At 56.6% G+C, this 23,536-nt stretch carries 17 protein-coding genes; 6 read left to right on the top strand and 11 right to left on the bottom strand.

Features of this window, described 5'->3' with window-relative positions; translation table 11 throughout:
• Positions 1 to 987, bottom strand: a complete 987-nt coding sequence (gene rfbB / locus CXY78_RS05795; protein WP_104088535.1) for a dTDP-glucose 4,6-dehydratase — start codon at positions 985 to 987, stop codon at positions 1 to 3.
• A gap of 73 nt (positions 988 to 1,060) precedes the next feature.
• On the opposite strand from rfbB, the gene CXY78_RS05790 reads away from it, so the two are divergent.
• Genes CXY78_RS05790 through CXY78_RS05780 form a run of 3 tightly spaced genes read left to right on the top strand, consistent with a single transcriptional unit; the run spans position 1,061 to position 3,603 of the window.
• Positions 1,061 to 1,669 (top strand): dTDP-4-dehydrorhamnose 3,5-epimerase family protein, encoded by a 609-nt coding sequence (locus tag CXY78_RS05790; RefSeq protein WP_104088534.1) that lies wholly within the window; start codon positions 1,061 to 1,063, stop codon positions 1,667 to 1,669.
• Between the two features lie 5 nt (positions 1,670 to 1,674).
• Entirely contained in the window at positions 1,675 to 2,535 is an 861-nt protein-coding gene (gene rfbA, locus CXY78_RS05785; protein ID WP_104088532.1) for a glucose-1-phosphate thymidylyltransferase RfbA, read from the top strand.
• 51 nt (positions 2,536 to 2,586) lie between these two features.
• Complete coding sequence (locus CXY78_RS05780; RefSeq protein ID WP_158253277.1) at positions 2,587 to 3,603, top strand: acyltransferase family protein; 1,017 nt, start codon at positions 2,587 to 2,589, stop codon at positions 3,601 to 3,603.
• 4 nt (positions 3,604 to 3,607) lie between these two features.
• On the opposite strand, the gene CXY78_RS20690 is transcribed toward CXY78_RS05780, so the two are convergent.
• From CXY78_RS20690 to CXY78_RS05730, 9 genes are all read right to left on the bottom strand, one after another.
• Complete coding sequence (locus tag CXY78_RS20690) at positions 3,608 to 5,143, bottom strand: hypothetical protein (protein WP_158253276.1); 1,536 nt, start codon at positions 5,141 to 5,143, stop codon at positions 3,608 to 3,610.
• Positions 5,144 to 5,502: 359 nt separating this feature from the next.
• Positions 5,503 to 6,570 carry a glycosyltransferase gene (locus CXY78_RS05770; protein WP_233206101.1) on the bottom strand — a complete coding sequence of 356 codons (1,068 nt, stop codon included), beginning with the start codon at positions 6,568 to 6,570 and terminating at the stop codon, positions 5,503 to 5,505.
• A gap of 359 nt (positions 6,571 to 6,929) precedes the next feature.
• The gene (locus CXY78_RS05765) at positions 6,930 to 7,787 is read right to left on the bottom strand and encodes a glycosyltransferase family 2 protein (RefSeq protein WP_104088526.1); all 858 of its coding nucleotides are present in this window, start codon (positions 7,785 to 7,787) and stop codon (positions 6,930 to 6,932) included.
• A 42-nt stretch (positions 7,788 to 7,829) separates the two neighbouring features.
• A complete protein-coding gene (locus CXY78_RS05760) occupies positions 7,830 to 9,050 on the bottom strand; it encodes an ABC transporter ATP-binding protein (RefSeq protein WP_104088524.1) in 1,221 nt (406 codons plus the stop codon).
• A gap of 55 nt (positions 9,051 to 9,105) precedes the next feature.
• Positions 9,106 to 10,005 carry an ABC transporter permease gene (locus CXY78_RS05755; RefSeq protein ID WP_104088523.1) on the bottom strand — a complete coding sequence of 300 codons (900 nt, stop codon included), beginning with the start codon at positions 10,003 to 10,005 and terminating at the stop codon, positions 9,106 to 9,108.
• A gap of 92 nt (positions 10,006 to 10,097) precedes the next feature.
• Entirely contained in the window at positions 10,098 to 11,225 is a 1,128-nt protein-coding gene (locus tag CXY78_RS05750) for a glycosyltransferase family 2 protein (RefSeq protein ID WP_233206099.1), read from the bottom strand.
• Between the two features lie 74 nt (positions 11,226 to 11,299).
• Positions 11,300 to 13,279 (bottom strand): glycoside hydrolase family 99-like domain-containing protein, encoded by a 1,980-nt coding sequence (locus CXY78_RS05745; protein WP_255410391.1) that lies wholly within the window; start codon positions 13,277 to 13,279, stop codon positions 11,300 to 11,302.
• Between the two features lie 83 nt (positions 13,280 to 13,362).
• Complete coding sequence (locus CXY78_RS05740) at positions 13,363 to 14,190, bottom strand: rhamnan synthesis F family protein (protein ID WP_233206097.1); 828 nt, start codon at positions 14,188 to 14,190, stop codon at positions 13,363 to 13,365.
• 296 nt (positions 14,191 to 14,486) lie between these two features.
• Positions 14,487 to 16,049, bottom strand: coding sequence for a DUF2142 domain-containing protein (locus tag CXY78_RS05730; protein WP_104088517.1), 1,563 nt, complete (start codon positions 16,047 to 16,049; stop codon positions 14,487 to 14,489).
• A 245-nt stretch (positions 16,050 to 16,294) separates the two neighbouring features.
• Between CXY78_RS05730 and CXY78_RS05725 the strand changes: the two genes are divergently transcribed.
• Positions 16,295 to 18,397: a DUF6541 family protein gene (locus CXY78_RS05725; RefSeq protein WP_369827261.1), complete on the top strand. Its 2,103-nt coding sequence runs from the start codon at positions 16,295 to 16,297 to the stop codon at positions 18,395 to 18,397.
• Between the two features lie 97 nt (positions 18,398 to 18,494).
• Positions 18,495 to 21,077 (top strand): hypothetical protein, encoded by a 2,583-nt coding sequence (locus CXY78_RS05720; RefSeq protein WP_104088514.1) that lies wholly within the window; start codon positions 18,495 to 18,497, stop codon positions 21,075 to 21,077.
• A gap of 15 nt (positions 21,078 to 21,092) precedes the next feature.
• Here the strand turns inward: CXY78_RS05720 and lhgO are convergent, their stop codons facing one another.
• Complete coding sequence (gene lhgO, locus CXY78_RS05715; protein WP_233206096.1) at positions 21,093 to 22,292, bottom strand: L-2-hydroxyglutarate oxidase; 1,200 nt, start codon at positions 22,290 to 22,292, stop codon at positions 21,093 to 21,095.
• Positions 22,293 to 22,411: 119 nt separating this feature from the next.
• Between lhgO and CXY78_RS05710 the strand changes: the two genes are divergently transcribed.
• On the top strand, positions 22,412 to 23,536 hold the full coding sequence (locus CXY78_RS05710; protein ID WP_104088511.1) for a DegT/DnrJ/EryC1/StrS aminotransferase family protein: 1,125 nt from the start codon (positions 22,412 to 22,414) through the stop codon (positions 23,534 to 23,536).

Raw genomic sequence — 23,536 nt, 5'->3', positions numbered from 1 at the left:
TTAGTTCAGCGCCGCACGAGCCTTGAGCGGTTCCCACCACTGACGGTTGTCGCGGTACCACTGCACCACGTCGGCAAGGCCCTGTTCGAACGGAACCTCGGGGGCATAGCCCAGTTCGGCTTGGATCTTGGAGATGTCCACCGAGTAGCGCAGGTCGTGGCCGAGACGGTCGGCGACGCGGTCGACATAGGACCAGTCCTTGCCGGTCGAGTCGAGCAGAAGCTGGGTGAGTTCCTTGTTGGTCAGCTCGGTGCCGCCGCCGATGTTGTAGATCTCGCCGGCGCGGCCGCCGACGAGCACCATCGCGATGGCGCGGGTGTGGTCGTCCACGTGCAGCCAGTCGCGAATGTTGTTGCCGTTGCCGTAGAGGGGAACGTGCAGGTCGTCGATCAGGTTGCTGACGAACAGCGGAATGACCTTTTCGGGAAAGTGGTACGGGCCGTAGTTGTTCGAGCAGCGGGTGATCGACACGTTGAGTCCGTGCGTGCGGTGGTAGCTGCGGGCGAGTAGGTCGCTGCCGGCCTTCGACGCTGAATAGGGGGAGTTCGGCTCGAGCGCCCGCTCCTCGTTCCAGGAGCCTTCGGCGATCGAGCCGTAGACCTCGTCGGTGGAGACGTGCACGAACCGGGCCAGCTTGTGGCGCAGCGCCGCGTCGAGCAACTGCTGGGTGCCGAGCACGTTGGTCTCGACGAAGATGGTCGAGTCCATCACCGAGCGGTCGACGTGCGATTCTGCGGCGAAGTGCACCACCGCGTCCAGTCCGGGAAACAGGGTGTCGAGCAGTTTGCCATCGCGGATGTCGCCGTGCACAAAGCTGTAGCGCGGTGAATCGGCGATCGGGGCAAGGTTTTCGAGGTTGCCCGAGTAAGTCAATGCGTCGAGCACAACAACCTCGGCGCCTTGCAGGCCCGGGTACTTGTCTTCAATCGTGCGTCGCACAAAGTTGGAGCCGATAAAACCGGCGCCGCCGGTGACGAGGATCTTCATATAGGAATAACCGTTCCGTTCGCTTGCATGGCCTCCGCGATTCTACCGGACGCCCGTTGGTAGACTGCCCCTCGTGCAGATTCGTGAACTCTCCATCCCCGATTCCTTTGAAATCACCCCCAAGCAATTCGGTGACGATCGGGGGGTGTTTCTGGAGTGGTATCGCTTCGACAAACTTGAAGAACAGGTCGGGCACAAGCTGGACTTGGCGCAGGCGAACACCTCTGTGTCCAAGCGTGGCTCCGTGCGCGGCATCCACTTCGCGGATGTGCCCCCCAGCCAGGCCAAATACGTCACTGCCGTTCATGGCGCTGTTCTCGACTACATCATCGACATTCGCGTTGGCTCGCCGACGTACGGCCAGTGGGACAGCGTTCTGCTCGACGACACCGACCGTCGCGCTGTCTACATCGCCGAGGGCCTCGGCCACTGTTTCGTCGCACTGACCGACAATGCGACGGTCAGCTACCTCGTGAACAGCACGTTCAGCCCGGGCCGCGAACATGGCATCAGCCCCCTCGATGAAGAGGTCGCACTCGTGTTCCCGCCCGAGGCCGGCGAACTGCTGCTGTCGCCCAAAGACACGGATGCTCCCACTCTCGCGGCCGCAGCGGCTGCCGGCCTGCTCCCCACTTGGGACGCCGCACGCGCCTACTATGCCACTCTGAACGACAGGAACTAAGACAGATGCGCGGAATTATCCTCGCCGGCGGCTCGGGCACGCGCCTGTGGCCGATCACCAAGGGCATCTCGAAGCAACTCATGCCCATCTACGACAAGCCGATGATCTACTACCCCTTGTCGACGCTGATGATGGCCGACATCAAAGATGTTCTGATCATCACGACACCGGAGTACAACGAGCAGTTCCGTGCGCTTCTCGGGGACGGCTCTGACATTGGGATTCGCATCGAGTATGCGGCGCAGCCATCGCCGGATGGCCTCGCGCAGGCCTTCATCATCGGAGAAGAATTCATCGGCGACGAGAGCGTCGCTCTCGTGCTCGGTGACAATATCTTCCACGGCGCTGGCCTCGGTTCGGCGCTGCGGGGCAATGCGGAGATCGACGGTGCGCGTATTTTCGCGTACCACGTCAGCAATCCGACAGCGTATGGCGTCGTTGAGTTCGACGAATCCGGTACTGCCATCTCCATTGAAGAGAAGCCCACGAAACCGAAGAGCAATTATGCGGTTCCGGGCCTTTACTTCTATGACAACTCGGTAGTTGAAATCGCCAAGACGATCGAACCGAGCGCCCGAGGCGAGCTCGAAATCAGCACGATCAACGAGCGCTATCTTGAACAGGGAGCCCTGCACGTGCAGGTACTCGACCGCGGAACCGCCTGGTTGGACACCGGAACATTCGAATCAATGATGCAGGCATCAGAATACGTGCGCGTGATTGAAGACCGCCAGGGCTTCAAAGTGGGCTGCATAGAGGAGATCGCCTGGCGCGCGGGTTGGATCACGGATGCCCAGTTGGCAGTCCTCGCCGCGCCACTGCTCAAGAGCGGATATGGTCGTTACCTCGCTGGCCTCATTGAATAGGAACTGTGGCCCGTTGCGTCCTTCCTGTATAACCACAGACGGGTGTGTTCAGTGACGAAGTACGAAATATCCCAAGAATCGACGCAGCGTTCTCCGGGACTTGATGCATTGCGCGTGGTGAGCATTCTGGCGGTCATCTTCGGTCATGTGTACACAGGCCCCCTGACACACCAATGGATCTACGCTTGGCATGTTCCGCTGTTCTTCATGCTCGCTGGGTATTTCTGGAAATCAGGACGCAGCTGGGCCCGCGAACTCCAAAACCGATCTGGCACACTGCTTCTCCCTTACGTGGGGTGGTTCATTGTGGTGTCTGCCATCTTTCTTTCGGTCGGCGCCTTAGACGGTCCTGTCAGTTTGAACTCGTTACTTCCCGGTTTATGGGGCGGATCTCATGCCCAAGGTCCGTTTGGCACATTTTGGTTTATTTCCGTGTTCTTCTTTTCGGTGATGCTATACCGCGGAGTCGAGCGATTGCCTAGGATAGTTCAGGCATTTTTAGCAATTGCGGGATTAGCCCTTGTGTATGTCAATGGAGAATTTTTAGCAGGTCTTCCCTTGGGTATCGGTTTGGCCTTTCCCTGTCTCACATTTGTTCTCGCCGGGCGAATCCTTCGGCTCGCCGAACCTCGCCTAACGCATCCAGTAATCTCTGGAGTCCTGCTCTTATTTGCTGCTATTCTCGCCATAGCATTTATTCCACAGGATTATGTGGACTTAAAGAATGGTCTATTCGGCACCCCCGGAATTGGTGTGATGATTGCTGTTTCTGCTGGCGCCGGAATGATCTTGGTCGCTCGAGGTGTTTCCTTAGGGATTCACACCGCAAGTTTGTCCGTCGCTCTCGGCACGGTGGGTATTGCTGTCGTGCTTGCGCATCCGGTAGTCATCTGGGCATTTAGAACACACGAGGTCATGCCGAAATGGACGCTGCTTGCTGCTGTACTGCTGCCTTGGTCGGTGGCCATGCTGCTGAGGGTGTCGCCATTGTCGGTAATTCTGGTTGACGGAAGAAAGGTTTCGTCGCGTTACAGAAATCTCGCTTCTTCCCGCACATCCGCAAGGTGAAGGGTCAGCCCAAATCTCTGTTCAGGAAGACGAAGAACTCGTCCTTGAGGTCCCGTAGCGCGTGATACTGGTTCGTCTCTTCAAGTACTGCAGTTATGTGGGCGGAGGACTTCCGAATTATCCATCCGCGAGTGCGCGCATAATGCGACATCCATTGGTCTTCAAGCATGAAGTAGCGCACTGGAATATCGAAGAAGTTGCGATCCTCAACGATATCCAAGTCTACTGCGGCACCTCCGGTTCCGCAGTAGTCAGCAGGATCACCTGCCGCAAGTTGGGAGCGGTTCCAGTGCGAACCGTGGTTTCGGAAAGCCCACCAAGAATTGATCGAGTGCGGTTCGTATCCCGCCAGAGTGTCTTCAATAAATGTCTCGTTTAGGTCCTGGTCATCGTCCACCATAATGAAAGGTCCGCGGATCCCCTGCTCCCACAGTGTTCTGGCCACTACGAAGCGTGCCATACCCCCGATATTTATGGAATTGGAAAGCAACTCAATGGACGCGAGGGCACCGTAACGGGCGGCAAGGTGCACCTGCGCACCGTAGTAGTCAGCATCACGTGGTGCGTTGTTCCATAGAATGACTCGAAGACTTCGACTTGTTGACTGACGAGAGAGACTTTCAAGCATTGTGCCCAGTCGCTGAGGTCGGTTCCAGAGACACATTACAACTGGCAACGCAGACGAATCGTGGGAACCGTTCGCAACCGCGAGAGGGAGACCTTCGTTGAGGAGGCGACGTACTTCGCGGGCCCGTTCGCTATTGGCTCGGAGGTCGCGGAGCCGTCTTTGTTTGCCGCGCCACCAATCCAAGATCTTCGCGGGTGCGGCAGTTGTGGCCGCGATTGCTATCGCCTTTTGCGCGTTGGCACGTTTTACAACCAAGACAGCCCGATCGGAAACTCGCACTACCTTTCGTGCCCGCATCATTTGCATTTCACTCCGCAAGCTTTCTACCTCGTTTGCTAGATCCACGAAACGAAGAAGTCTTGATTCGCGTATTCCATGCAGTGTTCGCAGGAATTCCGTCTCCGTTTCGACCACGAGAGGGCGACGCAGGACTTCAACGGGTAAGGGGTCACCAGACATGCCGTCGTGGTCTATTGAAGCGCTGGAATTCCATCGCACATATCGATCGATTCGTGCGTCCGGGGGATCAACGAGACGTGATGAGACTGGGACTAGAGGAATGCGGTACGGGGGCTGAATACTCTCAAGCACTTGCCGTAGTGTCAATGAACGGTCTTCGGCGAGCCAAAAGTCCCCACTTTGGCCACTGAGGACGCAGGTTGCGCCGTGGCTTGTCAATGCCTGACGGGCTAGACGTTCATCCAAATTCGTATCATGCGAGGAATATTCACGGTTATCTGGGACGTGAACGATTCCTTGGCGAGCGTAGCCGGCCAGGATACGCGTGACGTCGGAAGATCTTGTCGTGTCGGCGACGATAAACGCGTCAACACCTTGCGCCAGGTGAAATTCGATCATTTCGCTAAAAAGCACCGGGTCGATGCCCGCTGTAAAGGTCATAATGCACTTCACTTTTGCACTCCCTCGGACTAGGAATAGTTTGGTACGGCTAGGCTGCAAGAGAATCACTTCACAACTTTTACAATAAGAAACAGGTGCTTTGACATTCATGACTTGGTTGCCAATGAGCGGCGAAGGTCACCCGTTTTTACTTACGAGGCACTGACCACTTCGTAATGGTGCGGACTGTCGATCGGGTCCAATTCCGCGACTTCTGGAGCGCATAATTTATAAGGATCGGTCATGGTTCGGAGTAGCCTAACTATCGGGATGAGGAATTTGGAAATTCTGTCTAACGGAGGCAAACAGTTTGAGCGCTACATTGGAAATTCTTTAGGATATGAATAGATCGCAAACGATATGGTCTGCTCTTAGCGGTGGAACCATTTGCGGAAACTGCCGAGCCGCCGCCACGGCCGAGTGATTCGCCATGACGAGCTGGATTCGATCTCAGCGACTTGCTTGCGCAAGTCACTCAGTATCTGATTCCGCTGGCTCAGTACTCGCGGGTTACGGTCCGCGGCCGGTAGCGGTGCCAAGCAGAAACGTATCAATGGGAGCAGCATCAGGGGCCAAGTCATGGTCACAGCAAACTCTGATACGCGAGCTGCTGTTTCACCGAGTCGAGTCTGGTCATAGAGCAGCTTCTCGAGCGCCTCAACCAGCGCTTCCACATCTTGCGCAGGGACCGTCGCGCCAAGGTCGTGCTTCCGAATGAGTTCGGCAAACGTATCCCCCTCCGTCCCTACGATGGGGAGTGATGCCCAGAGATAGTCCAGCATACGGGTCCGAAAACTGTAGGCCGTCTCGATATGGTCGAGATGCGTACTTACCCCCACATCGGCATCCAAGAGGTAATTGGCCCGCTCGCTATACGGCACCCAATTCTCGTTGAAGAAAACCACTCGGTCTGTTAGTTCTAATCTATCTGACAGCTCGCGAGAGCGACGTGCCATATCCATTTCAGGAACGTGGGGGTTAGGGTGTTTAACACCGAGAAAGAAGAGCCGCAGGTCGGGATGGGTTTTCGACAAACGCCCCACGGCCTCAATGAGGGTGATCGGGTCAAACCAGTTATATATGCCGCCGCCCCAGAGAATAACCTTATCGGTCAAGCTGATTCCGTCGACGACGCCGCGGATGCCGTGTTTCGTCTGGACGGGGGGAACTGCGTCAATTCCAAAAGGGGCAACTGCCAAGAGAGATCGAAGGCTGGGATCTTGGTCATAAGTAGCGGGATTGACCCGGGCAAGACCGGCCAGTTGGCCCAGCCAAAAGTCTCGCTGTTTTTCGGATGCGCACAGCATGAAGTCCGCGCGTTCCATTTGATCATTCATGACTTCGACTGAATCAAGTGCCACGGCGTAGCGGTCAGGCTCAGACAGGTCCTTGCCCTGCTCCAACTGTTCGAGGTGCAGAGGGTCGTAGATATCTGCCACGAGGATCGTGTCGAGATCCTTTATCCAAGGATGGCTCCGCAGTATGTGCCCCTGAACGATTATGACGTCTGCCCAGGCTGCATGTGGCCTCAAGAGGTCCTTCTGGGCGTGGAACACTCCGAAATCGGGGTGAGAGGTTGAGGCCGCCTCTGTTGAGACCAAGCGAACAGTGGCAACGGCTGACAGTGCACGTGCAATCTCCCACGCTCGGATGGCAGGTCCAGCCATTCGCGTCCCGACGGTATCGGGTGTCACGATCAGGACGTTACTCAAGTTTTCCGATTGCGAAATACGGACCATAGTTGATCTTCCTGTCCGATCCGGAAATTCCGGGTCGTTCGAATGATTAAGTGTCTGGACTACCGGGTCATCCACCAGCGTCTGGACGCCAGCGCCAATCGGAGTATGAGCCGAGCGGGAGTCTGATACCAGGCGCTGTAGCGACGTGATAGATAGAGGTAGGCGCTGTCGTGGTGGACCCGCTCCATCTGTTTAGCACTGCGTGAGGTGGAATGGGCGCCCGTATGCACGACTTCGGCCTCCGGAACGTAGACGTTACGCCAGCCGGCCGCCGAGAGTCGGGCACCGAGGTCTACGTCCTCAAAATACATGAAATAGCTGGGATCAAAACCGCCGATAGCGTCATAGGCAGTCCGGCGAAGCAAGAGGCACGCACCCGACAACCAGCCAGCGTCACGGCGTTCAGGCCCATAGTGCTGCTCGGCTCGATAACTCCGTGACCAAGGATTCGTGGGCCAGACACGCCCGAACAGGGCGTGACCGACTCCCGTCCGTAGCGATGGGAGGTCGCGCGCCGACGGGTAGATGCCGCCGTTCGCGTCAAGAATTCGCGGGCCGAGTGATCCTGCCTCTGGAACTTCCATCGCTGCTTTGGTGAGCCAGCGCACCGCGCCCGTTGAGAAAGTTACGTCGGGGTTGGCTATCAGGAGGAAGTCAGCGTCCTTCCCCGCCGCAGCGACTCCAGCGGCAATTCCCCCGCCATAACCGCGGTTGTCTGACAGTTCGATGAGCTTGGCACCATATTGTACGATCGCGGCGCGCTCGACCGTCAGGTCGCTAGACGCGTTATCAACAACGATAACCTCCAAGGATTCGAGCCCATTGTTTGACAGGGAATCGAGAAAAGCGGTGAGTGCCACGCCGGAATTATAGGTCACTGTTATCACAACAACATTAGGCAGACTAGGCACGATCATGGCTATCAATTCAACTCAGAAATCAGACGCAGGATTGTTGGTTTAGGACTCGATAAAGGCAAAAGTCGGCTCGGCATACGTCATCCCTACTGCGAGTGAGTCGTTTACCACGTCGAAGGAACACGCCTGGCTCAGATCAGCAAAATGCCTACCGGTTGCATCAATCAGTGACACATTCACAAAATACTTCCCAGTTCCGAAACGGGAATCGCGTAGCGTGAATTTCACCTTGTAAATGCCCGAACTCTGGTGCAGCTCGAGGCCCAAGCGCCTAGTCGTGGTGCCATACGCGACCTGGCCCAGCGTGTTGTCAATCTGGATCGCACATGCCCAAGAATCTGGCGCTTGAATCAGTTCTAGGTCCAAGGTGATGCTGATGTCGTCGCCCGCGCCGACTGGCCCAGTGGCTCGACCCAAGGGGCCGGCAGTTGCAGACAAGATCGTGGCTTCTCGGCTAGTGACGATTGCGGCGGCTGCCGCGCTTCCGGTTGCCGCCTGAGCATCCGCTTCGGCGATCCTGCGATCCTCAAGGATGTTCCGGAACGCCACGACTGCGCCCCGAGGCTCTCCATCGAAGACGACCTCCCCACGGTTCAAGAGAATTGCGCGATCGCATAGCTCTGTCACTTGACTCAACGAGTGCGTAACAAGCACAATCGTTCGCCCCTCCGCCTGAAATGCACGGATCTTATCGAGACATTTTCTCTGGAAGGCCTCGTCGCCGACGGCCAGGACTTCATCGACGAGGAGTAGATCAGGATTCGTGTGAACTGCAACGGCGAATGCTAAGCGCACATACATTCCAGAAGAATAGAACTTGACTTGCGTGTCGATAAATTCGCCGATGCCAGAAAACGCCAGGATGTCGTCGAACTGTGCTTCTGTCTCTGCCCGACTCAGTCCCATGATTGACGCGTTCAGATAGACATTTTCACGGCCCGATAGGTCCGGGTGAAAACCAGCCCCGAGTTCGAGAAGGGCAGCGATGCGTCCTCGACGCGAAACCTTGCCCGTTGTGGGATCCAAGATGCCGCCGATCACTTTTAGCAGTGTGCTCTTCCCCGAACCGTTGTGACCGATCAACGCAACTGTGTGACCGGCCTCGATTGTGACGTTGATGTTGCGTAGGGCCCAGAACTCCTCACGGTGGCGTCGACCTCGGCGCCCGAAGGTGACCAATCGTTCCTTGAGTGAATTGTCTTTTCGCAGCACGAACCGTTTAGAGACGTCCTCGATCACTACAATATCGGGAGCAGAGGTCATCGGTGCAGTCCAGTACTTTCTGATTGAAGCATCACTTCGTTGCTAAGGGACACGGTTAGAGCGCCTGAGCAAAGTTGCCTTGGAGTTTTGCAAATACTCGTTGGAACAGTCCTAACAGTATGAGTCCGATGAAGAATGCGATACCAAGTCGGAGCATGAGGTCTGCCGGGTAGTCTGCAATTCCCTGCCCCCCCATCCACAAGGATTTTTGGAATCCCAACACGGAGAGAGTGATCGGATTGTTGGTGTACAGGTCCAAGAGCAGTCCGTGACCCAAGATATCCCGAACCATCGACCACGAGTAGACAATCGGTGAGGCCCATAAAAGGAGTAACAGAATCACCTCTACGAGGTATTGAACATCGCGGAGAAAGACGTTTACGGCAGCGAGCAAGAGGCCGAACGCCGTTCCGAATACCAAGAGGACCAGTACAGAAGGTAGGAAGTAAACAAGGTCGATAGTCGCTGGAAACGATCCCAACATGGCGGTGGCGATAAGAATTATCGCAATTTGAATTATGAAGTTGAACATCGCGGAGCCAACTGTGGCAAGAGGAAAGACTTCGCGCGGCAAGTAAATCTTCTTGATTAGCCCAGCATTTCCAACGATTGATGCCGTGCTGCCGCCAATGATTTCGCTCAGGAGACCATAAGCAGTCAGCCCGGTGAAAACGTAGATCGCGAATTCCGGGATTCCTCGCTCTGCGCCCAAGAACTTTCCGATGACCACGTAATAGATGAGGAGTTGGGTGAGTGGCCGCACCAAAGTCCAAACGAAGCCGAGCGTGCTGTCCTTATATCGAGACTTGAGGTCCCGCCGCACAAGGAGTGAAAGCATTTCCCGGTGGCGTAGAATTTCAAGCAAGGAACGGACGAAACTTCGCGATGTTCCACCAGAGCCAACTGGTACTAGTCGCTCCTGTGACAGCGCATCGAATCTAGCCTGTGAGGACATGGGTTTCACTTCATTCCGGTGAGTAGGACTGGGCAAGTATACGCGATGGCGTCGGTGCGATGTCCGAACCAGCCAGTTACGCAGAGGCGCCGCTAGGGGCGAGCGAAACGTCTCAGGAATTCCGCGGTCCTGTCGACGAGTCTCACAACGCGACGATTTGTCGTTCGTTTTAGAAGATCCAGCGCGCCGGCCTCGGCGGCCTGTAGCGCGACGGTGCGATCCAGTAAGTCTTGGACTCGCGCGTTTGCGGCATCCAGATGTGCGGATTTGTCAGCTAGCTCAGCCTCCATTGTGAACAATCGAAGCTCCAGATCACCAATGACCTTCCCGAAAGCGCGGTCCCGCCCATCGGACTCGTCAACTGCGACATCCGCGACTGGTGAGGCTAAGGCCTCAGCGATTCTCAGATCTCGAACAAAAGACCCTGAGGCTAAACCATCAGCTAGGGCCGCCTGAGTGGGGTGTCGATAGAGGTACGACGCGTAGAGGGTGTCATCGAGCAGTCGGTGGTAGTCGCGCATCCCATGGTGATTCGGGCTGGGGACCAGTCCGCTGGAGTTCAGGTAGGCGCTTCCGGCGTTGCGAACCTTTCGGCTGAATTGCTCCCAGGATCGCCAAGGGAAATGTAGAACTTCCAGCGCCATGGCCTCAGGCGGAGCACCAAAACTTTGCAGGCTAACCAGATGGTTTCCCTGAACCACTTCGACCGCCGAGTCCCCTACGTGAACGGCGTTGGGTGTCGAGTGAGAACGTAGCCCCACAGCGTTCAATTCCGCGATTGTTCGGTGATCGCGATAGGTGAGGCGCTGTAGGCCTGTGCCCCTTAGGGCGGGGTGGCCAATCATGTCTACTACCTCAACGAGAAAGGATTGGATCGAAGGGTCAAGTTCGAGGAACACGGCACGAAGGGTGAGGGTGGGGTCGCGGGGTATCCAGAACTCATCGGCGTCAGCATTGATGACCCAGTCAGCGTCGTGGATCTTGCGCGCGTCTTGCGCCATGAGCGTCACCACCCGGCCCTGCTGTTTTTGATGGACGGGGTCGTGGCGCAGGTCAACGAACCCACGTTGGACGTATTCCTGCAAGATCTCGGTCGTACCATCGACCGATCCGTTATCTGTTGCAATGATGACATCCACACCCTGATTCAGATGGTGTTCAATCATCGCGCCAACAATGTCAGCTTCGTCTCGGACCATCATGGTCATGGCAAGTTTCATGGATTTCGGACCTCTGGGACAGAGCCATCGCGGCAGGGAGTGTATTTGGTCATGTCAATAGCTTGGCTCCTGGGCTAGCGATTTAGAACGTCACGCACAGCCAGGAGATAGGTTCGTCCGAAACGTTGGGAGGGCTCTAGCACTGTGCCCTCCGCCCATTCATTCCACGCGTTAAGGAACACGATGCGATTCCCCAAATCTCGGTCAGCCACTGCTGAAACGGCTGCGTTAAGCCACCTTCGAAAGGTGTATGGATTGGACCCATACCAGAGGTGCGGTTGCCATTGACGTCTGGCTGTGTTGTCGAAATTGACCATAACTCCCGGATATCGCGCCGCGTCGATCGGCTTCAGCAACTCTGCTACGGAATCGCGCACCATCGCGGCATAGCTCAATATTCCGCCCTCAAACCGGTGATCAACGGCGAGGCCGTCTCTCGGCTGGCTCCTCCAAGGTCGGTTGTGGGGGGCAAACTCGAGAAATGCGTCTAATCCACTGGCATCAATATCGCCTTCGAAGCCGTCCATATTGCTACCGACGTCAACCGTCACAAGAGTGAGGCCGGGAAGTCCCGCGGCTAGCGCGGCATCACGCCAATAATCCAGTACTTCCTTGAAGTTAGGAATCTGTGTAATTCGGTATACGGATACCAGCGGTTTCCCGTCAATCTTTATATACCGAGGGTCCGTGAGAAGCGGCATGACATCATGGATGAATTCGGTAGCGGGTACCTCATCATAATCTTGCGCTATCAGGACATTCTCCGCACCTCCGTCCCAACGACGTGTCCAATTCTCGTTAGCCCACATGATGCAGAAGGGGGCATCGTCCGTGCTGGCGACGAGATTCTCGACTGGCATGTTCATCAGCTTCTTGCCAGCAAACCAATAGTAGTAATACATGAATCCCTCGATACCAGCATTCGCGGCAAGTTCGAATTGCTTTTGCCGGACGTCACCGTGCGCTAGGTCGTAGAACCCTAAGTCGGACGGCAAGAAGGGCTGATTGTGGCCCAAAAAGACGGGCTTTCCTGCTGCGACGTTCGCCCATTCTGTAAAACCGGTGCCCCACCAAGCGTCATTCTCTGGGAATGTATGGAACTGCGGCAGGTAGAACGGAATAACACGAGCGCGAGGCGTTCTTTGCTCTTCGCGGCGGTAGTGTGCCCACTCATCGCTCCCCGTGACCGATAGATCCTGATGCTCTCTGAGCGAGTAGCCTGCCTCCTTCGTCAGAATGCCTATGGTTCGCTCGATCGCATGCGCTGTTGTTCCGTCTATCTGGCCCTGCTCGTCGTCAAAATCCTCCGAATCTAGATCAAGTGCCCATAGCCCTTGTAGGACAAAACCGCGCACCCAGTACATCGACCCTGCAGCAAAGCGCAGTGAGTGGGGGTCGAGAATCAATTGCAAGCGGAGCAATATCTCAGCAGTCAGGTCTTGGTCACCTCCCCAGAACTCTGGACCGACAATATTTCCCTCTGTAGTCAGAAGGCCTAGGCTTGGGTCTTCGGCGAATTCCGAGAGGAGATTCTCGACGTTCGCCCGTGAGCCAAGGAGTCCCGTTACGAATCCGTTACGCCACGCATCGCCGCTACCCTCAAGCAGTGCGTGTTCCTCCCGCCAGGCGCTCTTCTTTGTGTGAATCTTCAATATAAGGTCGTAGGGCTCCAGCAGGCCTGCGTTCACCAAAGAGATGAGGGGGAGTATGTCTCGTCCACGATTCGGGACGTCAAGAATCGAAACATGCGATAGCAGCGGCAGATGGCTCGTTTGCAAATCGACGTGATGCCCACTTGCATTCGTGATGATCAGGTCAAATTCCACGGGAATATATGCAAGTTCCTCGATTAGCTCTGCGACGAGATCGACATAGTAGACGTGGAGGACCACTGCGATACGCGATGGGGACTCTGGCGTGCTGATCGATCCAGCCCAGGAATGGGGAATCGCGGGGCGCATCTTTCCGGAACGTCGCCCCACCCAGGACGAATGGCTTGCGGGGTGCTCGAATCTCGGTGCTGGTGCCTCTCGCGGTGCCAGGCGACGGGACATCATCCCGAGGCCGGCGCTGACGTAGTGTTTGATCTGTTGTGCTCGCTTCATCGCTTGGGGTCTCAGTTCGTCAGGAATTCGGTTCACAGCCAGTCGCGCGGGTTGACACCAAATCGCGATCGCACAACCTGTGGGACGGATCCGCCGTCGGGTACAACGGCAGGATTGACAAGAATTTCACGCTTGACGAACGGAAATCCCAATTCAAGGAGAGTCCTCCACCCGCGCATAGTTGGGTTTTCGTCTGTCGCAACGATGCGTTCCGACTCAAAGCACGCCGAAGTCGTGAAGCCCTCGGCATAGAGAAGTCGGCTAAGCCCCATCTCGTATCGGTGAATGATTGCCGCCTTATCTGTTTCGACGACTAAGGACGTCCAAAATTGCCTCAGCGCAGGGTCGTTGAGGACTCCACCCCGGTATCCGACGAAGAAACTTTGGATATGCGAATGCATCTGCAATGTATTCGTCGCGCCCCAGACATCGGTGGTGCTGGTCTCGAAATTCTCGAGTAGAGGCGCCAAATCGGAGAAGGGCCCTACCAAGCTGTCGTTAGCCAGTATGACAAATTGCTTCCGACGGATTTCGTTGAAGAGCGCGAGACCAACCGCCCACGAGCCGAAGTCGTAACCCACATTGGGCCTCCGGATAACAATCGGATTGCCCGAATAGTCGTCGGGCCAGTCCAGAGGGCGATGATCCTCGCCTGCGCGCACCAAGACAACGGTGTATTGGGACTTTTCGAATTCTCGAATCAGTGTGGACAGAGATGTCGACACCGAATTGTCCTTGGCGAAACTGGCGATGACGGCGACCCGATCCGACTTTGGGAGCTTGCGTCGAGTTCCCTCGATCCTCGCTGCATGCAGGGCGGATGGCAGAATCCTCCGGGATTGTTCGCTGCGGATAAGCACTCGTATTCTCTATCGGCGGCTGAGCATACGCAAGGGGAGGGTCAAACGCCACGACGACGACTTTCGCAGAGCGCTTACCTGCTCGCGATAACGTTCGCCCTGTGCGCGAGCAGCAATCAATTGCAAGCGGAGGTCTTCAAGGTCAGGTGCGGTGCGAGCGATCTCGGCGCGCAGCGAGCGGATTTCGAGACGAGCCTGGCGAAGCTCGAAGCTCTCCGCCACGGCGGGATCTGTTTCTGTCGGGAGAGTAGGAGTTTCGTTAGACATAGTGGCCGATCTGTCGAGTGTGGAATGACTCATCGATGATAGGGCCCGACCAGTAGGCGCTCGTCCTCGGCTGGGCCTTCGTCTGTGGTATTCAGGGACTTGGAAAGAACTATTACCCCAACAGCTAGTGCTGCGGCGAAACAGCAAGCGATGGCAATCCATCCGAATGGAGGTTGCCAATTGGGTTGGCCAATCATGGCGATCCAAGTAAGATCCCACGACAAGCCAACGACATAACGCTTCAGTGCCCAGAGGAAGGCGGCTAGTTGCGCAAACGCAATCATCACGATTGCCAGGCGCGGTAGGCGTTTGAGAGGTGACGGCCACGTTGGGGAAGCTCCCTCATCTAGGGCAAGGCCGGAAACGACAATCAAACACACAAATATTGCAAGTGTGTACCGACCCTGCCAGACATAACCCCATTCCGCCGCGAGGCTTGCTTGTATGAGGGCCGGAAGCAGCACCAGAGCGGTGGCGAGCACAATTAGGCATGCGCGGAAACGCCAGGACCCGAAGAGAAAGGCACCCACAACGAGAGTGCCCGAGGCCACGATCCAGACGATAAGAGTGAAAGCGGGTGCGGGTGTGTCGAGCCAGCCGAAAACACCAATCCATCCATATCCAAGGTCGAAAGTTCGATCCAACGACGTGATGAATGCTGTAAGCCATGGCGTGCCCACGCCGACGGATTGAAATTCTTGAGTCAGACCCTTAGGCGTAAGAAACCACCACAGTGCAAATACCACGGCAGTGCCCATGACCGCAGTCCCAACCCAAGCAGTTGGGCGGGAAAACACCGCCTTGAGAACTGCGGGTCTCGCCAAAATTAAGGCGATTACACTTATGATCAGCAGCCAGAATAGGGACAGGCTACGCGTATTGACTAAGAGAAATACACTCAAGGCAAGCAATGCTATGCGTTCTAAGAGGACCGAACCCGACGAATCTTCTCGGAAAATAAGCGTCATTAAAGCGAGGGTCGCAACGGCAGCACAAACTTCCACTGCGTTGGGATTGATGGTTCCAGATAGAAAGAGGACCATTGGGGTGACTGCGACGGCAACCGAAAACAGGGTCCATCGGCGACGGGGGAGCTGTGCGATCGCCATGAACGCGATCGCTAGAAGAGCCGAGCACATCAAAGCCACCATGGCTCGCATCGCGTACATTGCCTTGTTGCCGTCGAGGAACAGTGTCGGCAGCCCGGTGATGGCATAGAAAACAGGAGTGTTCAGAGTCGCGGTCGTGTATCCGGTGACCAATTCGTTCGGTTGATCTGTCACTGGAACTTGGCAGGCAGCCGTCGTGAGGATCATGTTTCTAAAGCAGGTGAGATCCATGGATTCCGCCAGGTAGCGAGGAACCAGTACTTCGGATGTGCCAGGTTCCCTGATCGACAGCTGTCCGGTCAGGTCACCTTGAACGACGGCAGCAGCTCTCATTGCGTGTGCTGGTTCATCTGGGCTGGACATCAATGGTGAGGCCAGGCCCCAAGACATCATCAACGTGAAAATAATAGGAAACGAAACCACAAGCGGTTTCCAACGCCAGCGTGTGTTGGTGCGTGTTGGAGCTGTGACGGTCGAGTGCATTCGCTTTTCTAACTGCTTTCTAGGACACGGCGATTCCCTCCCCGTCGATCCCACCTTAGCTCGGAGCTCTGTTGTGAAGCTCCGAGGGTTACGGATGTGCCTTGCTAGGCTCTCCGAGTATTTACTTTTCAGGGGGAAGGCATCAATGCCGCGGAGTTTCGAATTTCTCGAAGATTTGGAGGGGCAGTGATCTCTCAGCAACCATCGAGTATAGAGAGTGACCTGGTTCACTACGACCCGCACAAATGGCCGACGGTCACGTGACAACGGGAATGGCGTTTCTGGCCGCCTTTCTGGGCCTTATTCTCCCAGGCCTGGCTCTTGGCCGACTTCTGCCCAATCGAGTTCCGGGACTTGTCCGATTCTCGACGGCACCCATACTCTCATTTGGGATAATCTACATGGTCGGCTTAGGTGCACAGAGCCTCAAACTTCCAGTCATTCCCGCGGTGTTGGCATGCTTGGGCGCGATCTTGGCGGCTTGGCTGGCGGTCGAGCTTCGGCGTGTCATCTTCTTGGGGTTGACCCTTGGCGGGCACTTGAAACGCCTGTTGGCTGCGCTGAGGGCGCAGCCGGTATCGAAGTTGGCGTCCCTTGCGGTGCTCGGCGTTGGAATAGTCGTCGCTCTGACGCTGTGGCATCGCTTTCAGTCCTCCTTTGTCGTTCCTCCGGGGTGGGACGCCATGCATCACGGCTACTTCACTCGACAAATCCTTGAATTTGACACGCTGGACACATCGGTGGTTTTGTCGCCCACCCCGGGTGAGGCTGACGGAACCACGAGTTTCTATCCCCTCGCGTACAACCTGTTCATTGCGGTACTGCAGACAGTGAGCAGCTCGAACGTTTCCACCCTCATGACCGCAACGACTACTCTTGTCGCCGGCCTATTCCTTCCACTTGGTATGTTTGCCTTGGCGAGAAGATTGAGTCCCGCCCAGCCGTTAGTAGCAGGGTTTGCTTCTCTCGCAAGCTCTTTACCCATCTATCTATATTGGGTGCTCGAGTCCGGCCGCACAAACGCCGTCCTGGGGCTAGCTCTGGTTCCCGCCGTCGTCATTTTGGTCATCAGCGGAGGTTGGAATCCACGTTGGCGTGATCTGCCCGTAGCCGCACTCGCGGTGATAGGAATCACCGGTCTGCACACTTCGGAACTACCGATGGCTGCCGCCGTGGCATTTATCGTCATGTCGGTAGCCGCCGTTCAGAAGCGGACGTGGCTGGGGATGCTTCGGTGGGGAAGATGGGCCTGCGCTATGACCTCCGCCGCGATCTTGCCTCTGCTCTTTCTGGAGCCGGGGTTGATCGGTTCCGCATCTCAACGGTCCGAGATCTTTGTCGATGTGGCTGCCCACACGATTCCGATACAGAATGCATTGTTTTCGGCGTTGACGGCGGGTTCGGACCTTAGCGCAGCGTTGGGGTCCGGAGGGGGAGCGTTTGACCCAGGGCCGTGGGTCTGGGCTTTCCTGGTTCTCGGAGGCTGCATCCTGACCGTGCGAGATCGGTGGTCCAAGTTCTTCGGCGTCTCGGTAGCGTATGGTTTCTTTGTCCTTCTGATCGTCGGTCTTCAAACGGGCAGGCTTGGGTTTCTCTCAGTTCTGACCGTGCCCTGGTACCAAGATCCGGGTCGGCTTTGGTGGACTCTGACCATTCTCGGCGCGATACCTGCCGCTGTCGCAATTGCCGCAATCGCTGGATTATGCGGCACTGCAGTATCGACTGCCCAGAACAGGCGCATGCGAAGTCGTGCCCCGGAAGAGTTTCAAGAAAGACGGAATCGATCAGTGTCGACACTTGCGCCAATTGTCAGCGCGACCGTGGGAATTCTGCTGGTTCTCGGGTTGGCTCTGCCACCTGTGGCCGCCGCATCAGCGTCAGTCAACGCCAACAAGGGTCCAGTCCGAGCGGATAGTGTAGCGGCGTTTGAGTACCTCAGGGACAACTTGGATTCTGTAGATCGCGTATTTGATGACATGCGAGTCGATGGCGCGCTCTGGATGTACAACGATTATGCCGTCGAGCCTCTCTTCGGTAACTCGCCGTATGTCGGCGCCGAACCTGACTCCTGGCTTGATCGTCTTTGGCTCAGGGAGAATCTTGAACGAATCGGCGAGGACGACTGCGTCGAGGGCCTGCTCAAGGAATACTCGGTGACGCATGTGTACTACGGCGAGCGTTTCATGTCGGATGCCTATCACCGTATCTCGCTCGATTTCCTGAAGTCTGACAGTCATTTCACTGAAGTTTTCAGCCAGGATCAGGTGCACATATTCAGAATCAATCTGACACCTGGATCGCCGAATTGTGGCTCACCCACCGTGCCCGCGTCAAGGGACGCATTTTAGGTTGTGACGGCAAGACCCCAGTTATGACCAATACAAGGGGTTCTGACCTAGTCTTGACCTTGTGCCGGCGCATTCGCGGCGCGAAATAGGAGATGGTATGCGCACGCGGTTTCTGGTCGCTGGAGTTCTGCTCGGATTGATGGCCATGTTGGGGGCGATCGTCGTTGTCGTACCAGACAAGGCGTCCGCAGTCGTTGGCTCGGGGTTCGACGCGGGAAACATTATTTCAGACGAAGTGTTTTTCAATCGGACGGCCATGAACGTTGTCGAGATTCAATCCTTCCTGGATGCAAAAGTTGGGACGTGTCAGAACACACTCTGTCTCAATGTGTACCGTGTCGACACTCCGAGCGTCAGCGCTGAAACCTACTGCAGCGCGTATCAAGGTGCTGCAGGGGAATCAGCGGCCACGATTATCTTCAAGGTCCAACAGGCCTGCGGCATCAGTGCGAAAGTGATCCTCGTGACGTTGCAGAAAGAGCAAGGTCTCGCCACGCGAACCGCTCCAACGGACGGAATTCTTAGAAAAGCTATGGGCATGGGATGCCCTGATACGTCCGTATGTGACGCGCAATACTATGGATTTTTCAATCAGGTCTATGCAGCTGCTCGGCAGTTGAATCGCTATAACAACGGCAGCTTCACGTATATCAAAGTCGGGCAATACAACAATGTGCTCTGGCACCCGAATGCTTCGGCCTGCGGATCATCACCGGTCTTGATCAAGAATAAGGCAACGGCAGCGCTCTACTACTACACGCCGTACCAGCCGAATGCTGCTGCCTTAGCCAACCTTGGCGGTACCGGTAACGCCTGTTCCTCATATGGCAATCGCAATTTCTGGGTGTACTTCTCGGATTGGTTCGGGTCCACCCAGAGCGAAGTCGGCGGAAACTCCATACGGGCGGTCTATTCAGCGTCCGGCGGAGCGAGTGGACCCCTTGGGGCGGCAACAAGCGAACTGATTCCGATGTCGTATCACGGTGGCGGTTTCGGCCAAGCATTTCAGAACGGCTCCATCTACTGGAGCCCGAGTACGGGTGCGCATATCGTGTCAGGGACCGTTTTGCCTTACTACTTTGCTAAATCCGGGGCAGCGGGGCCATTGGCGTGGCCCAACAGTCCTGCCTCAGTCATCACTGACAATGGGGGAGGTACTGGTCAGTCATTCCAGAATGGATCCGTGTATGCATCACCTACGGCTGGAACATGGAGCGTGAGGGGCACGATACGTTCGGAGTATTGGAAGACGGGAGGTTCCGCGGGTCCGCTGGGTTGGCCAACAAATGACGCGTCTGCGATCTCTGCGAACGGCGGCGGTTCGAGTCAGGAGTTTCAAACCGGAACGATCTTGAGCCAAACTGGACGCAGCACGTATGCGACGAGCGGATCGATTCGAGATCGGTACTTGGCCTTAACAGGGCCAGCAGGAGTGCTGTCGTGGCCGCAAAGCCCAATTCTTTCTGTCGCGCAGAATGGCAGCGGACAAGGTCAACAGTTCGCGGGCGGATCAGTATATTCGTCCGCGTCCAATGGCACGTGGGAAGTTCGTGGACCAATCCGTGACTTCTACTTCTCCAAGAATGGTGCTGCTGGCGAATTAGGGTGGCCAACAGCGGCGCCGGAGTGCTCGGTCGATAATACTAGTTGTTCTCAGTCGTTTCAGGCAGCCACGGTTGCATGGACTTCGGCTGGCGGTGCACGGGTCGTGTCCGTCGGGATCGACGCGGAATTTGCGCGACTGGGCGGCGTGAGCGGCACCTTAGGAAAACCGATCAGTGATGTCCTCGTGATTTCCCAGAACGGAGGCGGCCTGGGGCGCGCCTTCGAGTTCGGATCCATATACGAGAAGAAGTCCGGAGAGGCATTCACCACTTCCGGTGCCCTTCGATCAGCGTATTTCTCTCGCGGTGGAGCTGCTGGAGGTCTCGGTTGGCCCTTGGCCCGCATCGATTGCAGTCGTGGCGGTGGAAGTTGCATGCAGCAGTTCGAGAAGGGGTGGCTGTACGCAACGCCATCCGGGGCGACGTGGGAGAGCGCCCCCGAAATCGATGCCGTCTACCTCGCCCTCAACGGACAAAATGGCGCACTTGGCAGCGCAACGAGCGGGGTCGTTCAGATACCCCAGAACGGCGCGGGGGTCGGTCAGGCATTCTCCGGCGGTTCGATCTACTGGTCGGCTGCTGCAGGCGGGTACGCAGTAACGGGATCAATTCGACAGTTCTATTTTACTTTGGGAGGTTCGGCGGGAAGCCTGGGATGGCCGATTGCGCCAGCCGAATGCTTGACATCGGACTCTAGCTGCTTCCAGGACTTTCAAACTGGAAGGATTTTGATTTCTGCGCAGGGCGAGTCGAGAGTCGGATTGGCAGCGATTGAGGACCTCCACTCCACGCTGAGCGCAGATCTCGGCAATCGGACGAGTAGTCTCATCACTATCCCTGACAACGGCGGCGGCTTTGGTCAGGCGTACGGGCGAGGATCAATCTATTCATCGATCGCTGGAACGTACGCAGTTTCGGGTGCTATTCGAAGTTCATATTTCGCCCAGGGCGGTGCAGCGGGGAATTTGGCTTGGCCAACGAGCGCTGCGGATTGCGGAACCGGGGGTTCCTGTTCTCAGGCCTTCCAAGGTGGGACCATAGTTTGGTCGGAGGAGTCGGGCGGTAATATCCAATAAGGCCGGAGCAAGGGATCAGGAATCTAGTCCGCCGACAGAAACAAGATACTTAGCTATCTCCAGAGCGCTCGTGGCCGCGGGAGAAGGCGCATTCAAGACGTGAATCTGTCGCGCCGCCTTCTCAATGACGAAGTCATGGGCAAGCGTTCCATCCGGGAGTATGGCCTGGGCGCGGACGCCGGACCCGGCACGAACAATGTCACTGCTCCCAATTTCTGGCACGAGGCGCGAGAGGCTGGACGCGAACATGCGAGTCGACAGCGACCGAGCTATTTCCTTCCCGCCGGTCAGGATATTCTTGCTGGCCAATCTCAAGAATCCGCGGTAGGCCACTGAGTCATAGGTGTCGCGGAGACTGACTTGTCCCCACCTATACCCCTCGCGCGCGAGGGCTAGCACCGCATTCGGCCCGGCGTGTACGGAACCATCGATCATGCGGGTTAGGTGTACACCGAGAAAGGGAAGGTCAGGATCAGGCACTGGATAAACCAAGCCTCGGACAAGGTCGCGCTTTGACTCGACGAGCTCGTAGTACTCTCCGCGAAAGGGAATGATCCGCACTTTCGGCTGAAGTCCGGCAAGCCGAGCAATGCGGTCGCTATGCAACCCAGCGCAATTCACGAGAAAATCTGCTCTCACCGTTCCTGACTCGTGCGCAACAGTGACTTCCTTGTCGGAGACACGGATGTCTGTAACTCTGGAGCCGAGAATGAGGTTCGCCCCGGTGTTGACCGCCAACTCTGCCAGTTTCCGAGCGACGGCGGGATAGCCGATTATCCCGGTTGACTCGACGCGCAACGCTGCGACAGCATTGACGTGGGGCTCGAACTCGCGGGCCTCCGAAGCCGAAATCAAACGGACGGGTGCGCCATTAGCAATGGCTCGTTCGTGTAAGGCCGCCAGTCGCGGAGCCTCCTTGTCGCTCACCGCAACAATAAGTTTCCCGCAGGCCGCGTAGGGAATTCCATGATCTCGAGCAAAGGCAAACATGGACGCATTGCCTGAAGTGCAAAGCGTGGCTTTAAGGGAGCCGGGCTTGTAATACGGGCCAGCGTGGATGACTCCTGAATTGTGGCCGGTCTGGTGCGCTGCCCAGCTATCTTCCTTCTCAACAAGGGTCACTGTCTTGCCCGTGCGGGACAACAGTTCAGCGACAGCGAGACCGATGATTCCACCGCCAATTATGACGACTCGAGTGGCAGTCATTTCTTCCATTCAGTCCGAGGGTAGAACCCAACCCTACAGGCGGCGCGATTCTCTGCCGGCCTGCCTGCGTAGACTAGGTCGGGTGATGACTTCGCTCACACCATTGTTGAAAAGAGATAGAGGACTACTTGTCAAGTATCGTTTCGCTCGGCCAGCCGACTGTCGGCGCGGAAGAGCTCCAAGCTATCGCCGATGTATTCGCATCCGGGTGGCTATCCGGCGCCGGACCCACGTGCGCGACATTCGAGAGGCGCTTCGCGGAACTGACTGGGACGTCCGATGCGCTCGCCACGAACAACTGCGGGGCTGCCCTGCACTTAGGCTTGAGCGTTCTGGGCGCATCAGCGGGAGATGAGGTGATTGTCGGGGACTATACCTTCCCTGCGACGGGACATTCGGTTGCCTGGGCTGGCGCGACACCTATTTTTGCAGACATCAGACCTGATATTTGGAGTGTCGACCCCGCTGCGGTCGAAGCAGCGATAACTCCTCGTACCGTGGGCATTCTGGCCGTGGATGTTTTCGGCCAACCAGCCGACTACGACGAACTGCAGGCGATCGCAGACAAACACGGGCTATGGCTCATGGAGGATGCAGCCTGTTCAGCGGGCGCGAGCTATAAGGGGCGCCCTGCGGGAAGCTTGGCCGATGTGGCGACTTTCAGTTTTCATGGCCGGAAAGGCATAACCGCCGGCGAGGGCGGTGCGCTCACGACAAATAGATCGGACCTGGCCGATCACGCTCGAAAGCTCCACACGTACGGAATAGCCCCGGCTCTTTCTCGTGAAGGAAATACTGATCTGCCGATACCCTCGTTCGACGAACTGGGATTCAACTATCGACTATCCGACGTAGCTGCCGGGATTATGCTGGCACAGCTAGATCGTCTGGAGACGCTAGTCGCCTCTCGTCAGCGTATTGCGAACCAGTATGCGACCCTCCTTGTTGATGTCGACGGAATCTCGGTGCCGGTAGCTCTGCCGGATCGAGTTCACCCTTGGCAGTCCTACGTGATCACTCTCGACCAAAACGTAGACCGAGGGAAGGTCGCCAGCTATCTCAAGGCGAATGGAATTCAATGTAACTTCGGTACCTACGCCTCACACGTTCAACCTATCTACGGATTCTCCGGTCACCTCCCCGTCAGCGCAGACCTCTTCAAACGGCACTTGGCGATTCCGATGCACGCCAATCTTTCGGAAGACGAAGTGGATCGGGTCGTAGCCACGTTGCGCGCTGCTCTCACCACTTGA

Source organism: Cryobacterium sp. N19 (assembly GCF_002929595.1).
In the GTDB taxonomy this organism is placed as follows: domain Bacteria; phylum Actinomycetota; class Actinomycetes; order Actinomycetales; family Microbacteriaceae; genus Cryobacterium; species Cryobacterium flavum.
This window is presented reverse-complemented; position numbering and strand designations above follow the sequence as displayed.

Bases quoted from the DNA above. Each gene is read 5' to 3' on its own strand.
- rfbA (WP_104088532.1), top strand. From the start codon at position 1,675: ATGCGCGGAATTATCCTCGCCGGCGGCTCGGGCACGCGCCTGTGGCCG.
- CXY78_RS05755 (WP_104088523.1), bottom strand. From the start codon at position 10,005: ATGTCCTCACAGGCTAGATTCGATGCGCTGTCACAGGAGCGACTAGTA.
- rfbB (WP_104088535.1), bottom strand. From the start codon at position 987: ATGAAGATCCTCGTCACCGGCGGCGCCGGTTTTATCGGCTCCAACTTT.
- CXY78_RS05720 (WP_104088514.1), top strand. From the start codon at position 18,495: ATGCGCACGCGGTTTCTGGTCGCTGGAGTTCTGCTCGGATTGATGGCC.
- CXY78_RS05725 (WP_369827261.1), top strand. From the start codon at position 16,295: ATGGCCGACGGTCACGTGACAACGGGAATGGCGTTTCTGGCCGCCTTT.
- lhgO (WP_233206096.1), bottom strand. From the start codon at position 22,292: ATGGAAGAAATGACTGCCACTCGAGTCGTCATAATTGGCGGTGGAATC.
- CXY78_RS05760 (WP_104088524.1), bottom strand. From the start codon at position 9,050: ATGACCTCTGCTCCCGATATTGTAGTGATCGAGGACGTCTCTAAACGG.
- CXY78_RS05750 (WP_233206099.1), bottom strand. From the start codon at position 11,225: ATGAAACTTGCCATGACCATGATGGTCCGAGACGAAGCTGACATTGTT.
- CXY78_RS05745 (WP_255410391.1), bottom strand. From the start codon at position 13,279: ATGTCCCGTCGCCTGGCACCGCGAGAGGCACCAGCACCGAGATTCGAG.
- CXY78_RS05730 (WP_104088517.1), bottom strand. From the start codon at position 16,049: ATGCACTCGACCGTCACAGCTCCAACACGCACCAACACACGCTGGCGT.
- CXY78_RS05765 (WP_104088526.1), bottom strand. From the start codon at position 7,787: ATGATCGTGCCTAGTCTGCCTAATGTTGTTGTGATAACAGTGACCTAT.